This window comes from Halorubrum sp. SP3 (assembly GCF_005435195.1).
In the GTDB taxonomy this organism is placed as follows: domain Archaea; phylum Halobacteriota; class Halobacteria; order Halobacteriales; family Haloferacaceae; genus Halorubrum; species Halorubrum sodomense.
In genome coordinates this window covers 23,938-30,931 of record NZ_SGTU01000023.1, presented here as the reverse complement: position 1 = coordinate 30,931, position 6,994 = coordinate 23,938, and the positions used below count along the sequence as shown (strand labels likewise).

At 71.6% G+C, this 6,994-nt stretch carries 6 protein-coding genes; 2 read left to right on the top strand and 4 right to left on the bottom strand.

Annotated elements, in window-relative coordinates; all coding sequences use genetic code 11:
- Positions 1–15 precede the first annotated feature (15 nt).
- Entirely contained in the window at positions 16–750 is a 735-nt protein-coding gene (locus EXE42_RS14095) for a CPBP family intramembrane glutamic endopeptidase (RefSeq protein WP_092920340.1), read from the top strand.
- A 143-nt stretch (positions 751–893) separates the two neighbouring features.
- Here EXE42_RS14095 and EXE42_RS14090 read toward each other — a convergent pair whose 3' ends face one another.
- Positions 894–2,192: a DNA double-strand break repair nuclease NurA gene (locus tag EXE42_RS14090; RefSeq protein ID WP_092920339.1), complete on the bottom strand. Its 1,299-nt coding sequence runs from the start codon at positions 2,190–2,192 to the stop codon at positions 894–896.
- A 270-nt stretch (positions 2,193–2,462) separates the two neighbouring features.
- Between EXE42_RS14090 and EXE42_RS14085 the strand changes: the two genes are divergently transcribed.
- Positions 2,463–4,370 (top strand): methyl-accepting chemotaxis protein, encoded by a 1,908-nt coding sequence (locus EXE42_RS14085; protein ID WP_092920338.1) that lies wholly within the window; start codon positions 2,463–2,465, stop codon positions 4,368–4,370.
- A gap of 53 nt (positions 4,371–4,423) precedes the next feature.
- Here EXE42_RS14085 and EXE42_RS14080 read toward each other — a convergent pair whose 3' ends face one another.
- The 3 genes from EXE42_RS14080 to EXE42_RS14070 all read right to left on the bottom strand — a co-directional run bounded on the left by EXE42_RS14080 (position 4,424) and on the right by EXE42_RS14070 (position 6,927).
- Positions 4,424–4,849, bottom strand: coding sequence for a hypothetical protein (locus EXE42_RS14080; RefSeq protein WP_092920337.1), 426 nt, complete (start codon positions 4,847–4,849; stop codon positions 4,424–4,426).
- A 1-nt stretch (position 4,850) separates the two neighbouring features.
- The gene (locus EXE42_RS14075) at positions 4,851–5,393 is read right to left on the bottom strand and encodes a DUF2240 family protein (RefSeq protein WP_137706759.1); all 543 of its coding nucleotides are present in this window, start codon (positions 5,391–5,393) and stop codon (positions 4,851–4,853) included.
- A 67-nt stretch (positions 5,394–5,460) separates the two neighbouring features.
- Complete coding sequence (locus EXE42_RS14070; RefSeq protein WP_092920335.1) at positions 5,461–6,927, bottom strand: Na+/H+ antiporter NhaC family protein; 1,467 nt, start codon at positions 6,925–6,927, stop codon at positions 5,461–5,463.
- Positions 6,928–6,994: the final 67 nt, after the last annotated feature.

Below are 6,994 nucleotides of genomic sequence, written 5' to 3'. Positions count from 1 at the left end.
ACCGTACCGCCGACGATGAGCGAAGACCCCCTGACGGCCGCGGTCGGGGAGCGGGTGTTCCGCGTCGCGAGCGCGCTGTTCGCGATCGTGTTCGCGTTCCTCGTCGCGAGCGCGATCACCGCGCCGGGGGCGAGCCTCGCCGCCTCCGTCGGGCTGGTGTCCGAGGGGTCGACCGGGTATCAGCTGCTCCGGACGCTCCTCCAGTTCGCCGGGTTCGCGCTCGCGGTCGCCGGGTACCTCGCGATCACCGACGAGTGGGAGATCGTCCGATTCTCGCGGCCGACCGCCCGCGAGACGGCGGTCATCGTCGGCGGGGGGATCGCCCTCTTCGCGTTCCAGTACGGGGCCCTGTTCGCGCTCGATCAGGTCGGGCTCTCGACCGGGCAGAACCAGGCGGTCGTCCCCGCCGGTGACCCCGTTCCGTACTACCTCGCGATGATCGCGGTGTCGCTCGCGGTGGTCGGGCCGGTCGAGGAGCTGCTGTTCCGCGGCGTCGTTCAGGGCGGCGTCCGGCGCGCGTTCGACACCCTCCCCGCGGTGCTCATCGCGAGCCTCGCGTTCGGGCTGATCCACCTCCCGTCCGTCTCCGGGACGCCGGTCGAGCGGTGGGCGTACGTCGGCGTCGTGGTCGTGTTGGGGTCGGTCCTCGGCGCGCTCTACGAGTGGACGGACAACGTGCTGGTCCCGGGACTGATACACGGCATATACAACGCGGTTACCTTCGCGGTGCTGCTGGCAGGAGCGATCTGAGAGCGGACGCGACCGTTCTGCGGACGGTCGACTCCGTCTGACCTCCGCGGCGGCGCGTGCCTGCGAGGCCGCCTCGCGGTCGGGGCGCCGGAGGCGTCCACCGCTACTCCGCCGTCGACTGCTCATGGAAGAGCGACCGCGTCTCAGTACGGCTCCTTCCCCCAGCGCAGGTCGTCGTAGGTCGCCTGCTGGTCGCTGCCGAGCCGCTCCTCGAACTTCCGACGGAGCGCGGCCTTCTCCGTGGCCGAGATCCGCGCCAGCTCGTCCGCCTTCGCGACCGGCTCCGGCGGCCCGCGCGTCGCCGCCACCTCCGCGACGACCTGCCGGGTGAGCCGCTCGCGGGTCGCCTCGTCGCGGGTGAACGCGTACGGCGCCTCCAGCTTGTACGTCACGTCGGTCCGCGGGTCGTAGACGACGGTGAACGTCGGCTCGTACAGCGCCGGGTCGAGTTCGCGCTCGACGCCGAGCGCGTCGCCGTCGGCGGCCATCGGCGCGTCCGCGCCGCCGCGACTCCGGAACCAGGTGGTGAACGTGAGGTCGTCGTCGAGGCGGGCGCCGCGGTCGGCGGGGCCGCCGGTGTCTCGGTCGCCGGTCGGTGCCGCGCCGTCCCCGTCCGGCTCCCGCCGCTCCAGCAGGCGGGTGAACAGCGCGGTGTCGTCGGGCCACGGCGACTCCACGCCGGCGCGAGAGAGCGCTCGGACCGCGGTGCCGCTCGCGGGATTTTTGACGAAGCCGGCCAGCGGCACGTCGCGCTCGACGAACCGCTCGACGAGGCGGACGTACTTCTCGATGACGGCGCGGGGCTTGGCCTCCCGGGCGAGCGCGCCGAGCTCGGGGTCGCGGTCGGCCCACGTGAACAGCTCCTTGGGGTAGACCGGTCCGTCGAGGACGAGCAGGTCGTCGACGCGGTCCGCGTGGTCGAGCGCGTGAGTCCCCTCCGCGAGGTAGAGGGCGAGCGCGTGGACGACGCGCTCCGCGTAGCGGTTCACCCGCGGGACGTGGAGGACGCGCTGGCGGGTGTGGCCCTCGTCGCGGCGGGCCCACTCGCTGTCGAAGCCGGCGGTCGAGTCGCCGGCGTGGACCGTGGCGACGATGGTGCGGTCGCGGTGGAGGTCGAGATCCGTCGGCGAACTCGCCATCGCCGCGTGCGCGACGTCGACGACGAGCCCGTTCTTGAACGTCGTGGGGTTGATCGTTCCGGAGTCGAGGCCGTGGACCGTCTCGAACGGGCGGTCGACGAGCGCGACGTCGTCGATCGCGGCCCGTCGGCGCTCGTGGTCGCCGAGCGCCTCGATCACGACCCGGCCGTCGCGGCGGAGGTCGGGGAGCCACTCGCGCCACACGCGCTCCGCGAGGTCGTCGTGGTCCGTCGCGTCCACGTCGCCGCCGATGCCGTACGCGAGTTGCGCGATGTTCTCGACGTGGATCGGATCGAGCGTCACGACCGTACGGCGGACCGGACCGATATAAAAACCGTCGGCCGCGCGGTCGACCCCGCGACCCGTCCGGCGACCGCGGTCCCGAGGGGTTCGCCTCCCCGGCCGCCGAACTAATTCGGCTTTCGTCGAGAAAGAGGCAAAGCGAGCGGGGTATCGATAGCTCCGCGGCGGGACTGGGATCAATTTATTACCCGCACTACGGGAGCTAAACGACGGTATCAGCGGTAATAGTTGGAGACGACGTGTTTTTATATCATACGACAATCGCCGGGTATGGCAGAGACTGCGACCGAGACGCGATCGGGGGAATCGGGCGGGCTGGCGGCGAGCGTGCGGGACGTGATCCGATACATCCCGGACGGCACCTCGATGCCGGACGAGATGTGGGCGCCGCGGCACCGGAACATCCTGATCGCCACCGTGGTTCAGGTCCCGTTCCTGATCGGCCTCGGGCTCTACGACGGGACTGAGTCGTTCACCGGCGCGCAGATCCCGGCGACGCCGCTGTGGATGCTCGGGGGGTTCGTCGCCGTCATCCTCGCCACCGCCGGGCTGGCGAGTTGGCCGCGGCTCGGCCGCCGTCAGCGGACGGTGCTCACGGCGTTCAGCCTCATGACCGTCTCGATGGCGATGGTGAAGCTGTCGGGCGGGTACATCGAGGCGCACTTCAGCTTCTTCGTGTTCATCGGCGTGCTCGCGCTGTACGAGGACTGGCTCCCGTTCGCCGTCGGCGTCGTGTACGTGGCGGTCGGCCACGGCGCGTTCAGCCTGATCGATTCGAGCCTCGTCTACAACCACACCGCGGCGATCGAGAACCCGATCGTCTGGGGCGGGATCCACGCGGTGTTCGTCCTCGCGCTGGCGGGCGCGCTGATGGTCAACTGGTACTCGATCGAGAAGTCGCGCGAGGCGGCGCGCGAGCAGCTCGAACTGGCGGAGCAGAAGCAGTCGGAGATCCAGGACGTCGAGGCCGCGAAGGCGGAGGTCGAACAGCGCCGCGAGGAGGTCGAGCGGCTGAACAGCCACCTCGAGACGAAGGCGGACCACTACAGCGCCGCGATGGACCGCGCGGCCGACGGCGACCTGACGGTTCGGCTCGACGCCGAAAGCGAGAGCGAGGCGATGGCGCAGATCGGCACGGCGTTCAACGGGATGATGGACGACATCGACGAGGCGATGAGCGAGGTCCGGTCGTTCGCCCGGGAGGTGTCGGACGCGAGCGAGAACACGGTCCGCGGCGTCGAGACCGCGAGCGACCGGAGCGAGGCCGTCAGCCGGTCGGTAAGCGAGATCGCGGAGGGGGCCGACGAGCAGCGCGAGATGCTCCGGCAGGTGTCCGACGAGATGAACGACCTCTCCGCGACGATCGAGGAGGTGGCCTCCTCGACCGAGACCGTCGTCGAGGTCGCCGAGCAGACCGCCGACATCGCCGACGAGGGCGAGGAGACCGCCGAGGCCGCGATCGACCGCGTCGAGGAGTCCCGCGAGGCGCTCGACGCCGCCGCGGGGACCGTCCAGCAGCTCGACGAGCGGATGGAGGACATCGGCGAGATCGTCGACCTCATCGGCGACATCGCCGAGCAGACGAACCTGCTCGCCCTGAACGCCAACATCGAGGCCGCGCGGGCCGGCGGGGGCGGCGGCGGGAGCGACGGCTTCGCGGTCGTCGCGGACGAGGTGAAACAGCTGGCCGAGGAGACCCAGGACGCGGCCACGGAGATCGAAGAGCTGATCGGCGCCACGCAGTCGCAGACCGAGGGGACGGTGACGGCGGTCCGGAGCGCCGAGGAGAACATCGCCGCCGGCGCCGACGCCGTCGAAGACGCCGCCGGCGCGTTCGCGCGGGTGTCGGAGAACGCCGCGGAGACCGACGAGGGGATCCGCGAGATCAGCCGCGCCACCGACGATCAGGCGGCCAGCACCGAGGAGACCGTCTCGATGGCCGAGGAGGTCGCGGACATCAGTCAGTCGACCGCCGACGAGGCGGACGCGGTCGCCGAGGCCGCCGACGAGCAGCTGACCGCGATGAACGAGGCGACCGCGGAGGCCGGTTCGCTGGCGGAGCAGGCGGAGCGGCTCGGGGCGCTCGTCCGCGACTTCGACGTCACCGGCGAGGCGGCCGACCCCGACGGCTCGCCCGGGCCGAACGCCGCGGTCGGCGACGGCGGACGGCCCGAGTGAGCGCGCGGCGAGGCGGCGAGAACTCGTTTCAGCGGATCGGCGCCTGCCGTCGGCTACTCGTCGTCCGACGCGTTTCGGATCGCTTCGAGGACCGGTAGCACTCGCTTCACCTGCGCGCCGTCCTCGACGAACACCAGCGTCCGCGGCGGGCGGACCGCCTTCGGACGGACGCGGAGGTCGCCCTCCCTCGCCGCCGTCGCGGCCGCGTCGGGGCCGGCGATCGCCTCGATCCGGGCGCGGTCCGGCTGGACGTACACCTCGGCGATCGGTTCGCCGGGAGTCGCCTCGTCCGTCGCGCCGGCTCTCCCCTCCGGCGTCTCGCGAGCGATCCGGTACGCCAGCGCGCCGTCGGGAGTCGGCTCGACGTCGCGGTCGGCGTCTGCGACCGTCAGCCCGCGGAGCCGGCTCTCGTTTCCCGTCACCTCGGAGGCGAGCAGCTGAGCGATCCGGACGCCGTCGGAGAGGCGGTCCGCGACCATCTCAGGCGGCCCCCGAGTCGTCGGTCGCGTCGTCCGCGTCGTCCGCGACCGTCGAGTCGTCGGTCACGTCGTCCGCGACCGTCGCGCCGTCGCCCGCCTCGGCGGCGAGTTCCTCGCGCACCTCGGCGGCGAGGCGGTCGACCGCGGCGCCTCGCTCGCGGGCGTAGAGGACCGCGGCGGCCTCGATGGTGACCGCGAGCGCGCGCTGTCGCTCGTTGATCGCGGCGACCGCGCGCTGCTTCTCGACGCCCGCGGCGACGATGGCGTCGAGCGCGCTCTCGAAGGTGGACTGCTCGCGGAGGATCGACTCGTCGGGCGAGAACCCCTCGGGAACGGTCACCTCAGTCGAGTCGAACCGCGGGACCAGATCGCCGTCCTCGGACGCCAACAGGCCGCGACCGACCGCGACGTCGACGAGGCGCTTCGCCTGATCGGGCGAGAACCACTCCCGCTCCAGCGACAGCGCGACGACGAACTCCCCCTGTCCGAGCCGGTCCCTGGCTCGGGCCTTGAACGGGGCGGCGACGGCGACCTCCAGACTCATGTGGAACGAACGGCTCGGCGGGCGCGTAAACGTGTCGAACGCGGGGTCGATCGCCCCCTGTTGAGAGTCAGTCGTCGCTTCCGGGGGTCGGAGCGGCGGTCTCGCCCGGGTCGGCGTCGGCCGCGAGCGGCCCCACGTCGATGGTGTAGCCGGTCGCGGCCATAACGAACAGCACGAGCGGCGAGAGGAACGCGAACAGGTAGTAGGGGGCGTACTCCAGCGTCGGCACGCCGGTGGCGCTCGCCATGAAGACGGCACCGGCGTGCCACGGGAACAGCGCGCCGGTCGGCGTCCCGGCGGCCTCGACCGCGCGGGAGAGCTGGTCGGTGTCGAGGCCGAACTCGTCGTAGGTGTTCCGGAGCGTGACGCCCGGCAGGACGATGCTCATGTACTGCTGGGCGGTGAGCGCGTTGATGACGATCGCCGAGACGCCGGTGCCGGCGACGAGCGCGCCCGGGCTCCGGACGGCCGACGTGAACGCGTGGGCGATCACCGCGAGGACGCCCGTGCGCTCCAAGATCCCGCCGAGCGACAGCGCGGCGACGACGACCGTGATCGTCCACGCTGAGCCGGTGAGCCCGCCCGTCGCGAGGAGGTCGTTCACCAGCTGCGAGCCCGACTCCGGCGCGGTCCCGGACATGAACGTCTCCCAGGCGGCGACGAAGCCGGCCCCCTGGACGAGTATCGTCGTGAGCACGCCCGCGAACACGCCGGCGACGAGCGTCGGGAGCGCGGCGTACCCGCGGATCGCCAGCCCGAAGGTGACGACGAGCGGGACGAACGCGACGACGGTGATCGCGTACGTTCCGGTGAGCGCGCCCTGGATGTCCGCGATCCGGCCCGCCGGAATGGCCCCGCTCGCGCGGAGGCCGAGCGCGGCGAAGCCGAGCACCGCGAGCCCGAAGGCGATCGCGGTGCCGGTCCGCATGCGGCGGATGTGGCCGTACAGGTCGGTGTTGGTGACGCCGGCCGCGAGGTTCGTGGTGTCGGAGAGCGGCGACTGCTTGTCGCCGGCGTACGCGCCGGAGAGGACCGCGCCGACCGTCATCGGGGCGGGGACGCCGAGCCCCGCGCCGATGCCGACGAAGGCGACGCCGAGCGTCCCGACGGTGGTCCACGAGGAGCCGATCGCGAACGCGACGACCGCGGCGACGACCGCGGCCGCCGGGAGGAACGTCGTCGGCGAGAGGATCTCCAGCCCGTAGTACATCAGCCCGGGGATCGTGCCGGCGCTGACCCACGTGGCGATCAGCCCGTAGATGGTGAAGATGATGAGGATCGCCTGGAGCCCCATGACGAGGCCGTTGGCGATTCCGTCGAACAGCTCGTCCCAGTCGTAGCCGAGCCACAGGCCGAACGCGCCGACGAAGGCGATACTCCAGAGGAGCGGCGGGTGCGGGTCTAAGCCGAGAACGGCCGAGCCGATGCCGAGGAACGCCACGACGGCGAGGACCGGGACCAGCGCCGCCGCGAGGCTCGGGCGACGGTCCGGGTCGAGGTCCTCGTACGCCGTGGGCGTGAACGAGCGTGGCATGGCCGGTCGTATTCTTTTGGGGCATAAATATATCTCGAAATATGCGCGAGATAGATAACGAACGTTC